The organism is Streptomyces carpinensis (assembly GCF_002154505.1).
Lineage (GTDB): Bacteria > Actinomycetota > Actinomycetes > Streptomycetales > Streptomycetaceae > Streptomyces > Streptomyces carpinensis.
Genome location: NZ_MUBM01000751.1, coordinates 1 through 1,030 on the forward strand (window position 1 = coordinate 1; position 1,030 = coordinate 1,030).

Annotated in this window: 1 protein-coding gene and 1 pseudogene; one reads left to right on the top strand and one right to left on the bottom strand. The window is 70.1% G+C overall.

Translation table 11 applies throughout. The annotated features are described in order from the left end of the window. Positions 1-52: 52 nt before the first annotated feature. Complete coding sequence (locus BZY54_RS48530; protein WP_086731587.1) at positions 53-604, bottom strand: hypothetical protein; 552 nt, start codon at positions 602-604, stop codon at positions 53-55. Between the two features lie 328 nt (positions 605-932). Here BZY54_RS48530 and BZY54_RS54525 point away from each other — a divergent pair. Next, positions 933-1,030: pseudogene (locus BZY54_RS54525) on the top strand (protease inhibitor protein); the annotation flags it as partial.

The window sequence follows — 1,030 nt, forward strand, 5'->3', positions numbered from 1 at the left end:
GACGGCACAGGAGGCGGTGGATGAATCCTCCACCGCCTCCTGTGCCGTCCGGTCACCTCTCCTCGTCGTGGGTGTCCCCGGTTCCGGCGTCGGGTCCCTGGGCCCTGACTCGCTGGACGTGTTCCAGCGACTCCCGCAGTTCGGTGAGCCAGTCGTCGGTGTGCCGCTGGACCAGGCGCACGCACCAGGCGAGGGCGTCGCTGCGGCTGCGGGCGACACCGCCCGCGATGAGGGTGTCCAGGACCTGCCGCTCCGGCTGGCGCAGCCGGGTCATGACGGGGGCGGCCACGTGCGTGAACATCGCGCGCTCGCCGGCGCACTCCACGCCCCAGGACACCTTCCGGCGGAACCGGTGCTCGGCCTCGCGGGCCACCTCCATCCGGTCCTCTCGGGTGCGCTCCCGGAACTCCTGGACGCGGCCCTGGACGGCCGCCTCCCGTTCGGTGGCCGAGGCACCCTCGGCCAGGCGGGGCGCGGGGATGCGCCCGATGACGGTGATCTCCTCGCGGTCGACCGTGACCTCCACCAGCTCCTCGAAGAGATCGTCCGGCAGGCGGCCGGCGAACCAGCCGCGCAGCTTCTGTCGTTGCTCTGGCGTAATCATGTAATGACGATTACTCCGGCCGGACATGAACACAAGGGGTCGCGGAGGAGTGCGCCGAGAGCGGAAGCGGAATGTTTCAGGACGATTGGCGAACGTAGGAGATCCGGCCAACCGGCCGGATCCTGTGATCGAGGGGCCCGTGGTTCGGGGGGGCGGCACGTTCGAATTCCGTGACTTCGCGCCACTGATTCAATACGCAAGGTTACCGAATCCCGTGGGTCCGATTGTGACTTGGGCGGCGGACTCGGCAGACTCCCGCTCGCCGGTCCGGCTCCCGTCCGAGTCGGACACGGCGTCTCTCATCGAAACCTGCGGAAGGAAGCACACAATGCGGAACACCGCGCGCTGGGCCGCCACCCTCGGCCTGACGGCCACCGCCGTCTGCGGGCCCCTCACCGGGGCCGCCCTCGCCACCCCGTCCAGCGC

Excerpts from the sequence above, each read along its gene's own strand:
- BZY54_RS48530 (WP_086731587.1), bottom strand. The coding sequence starts at position 604 with ATGATTACGCCAGAGCAACGACAGAAGCTGCGCGGCTGGTTCGCCGGC.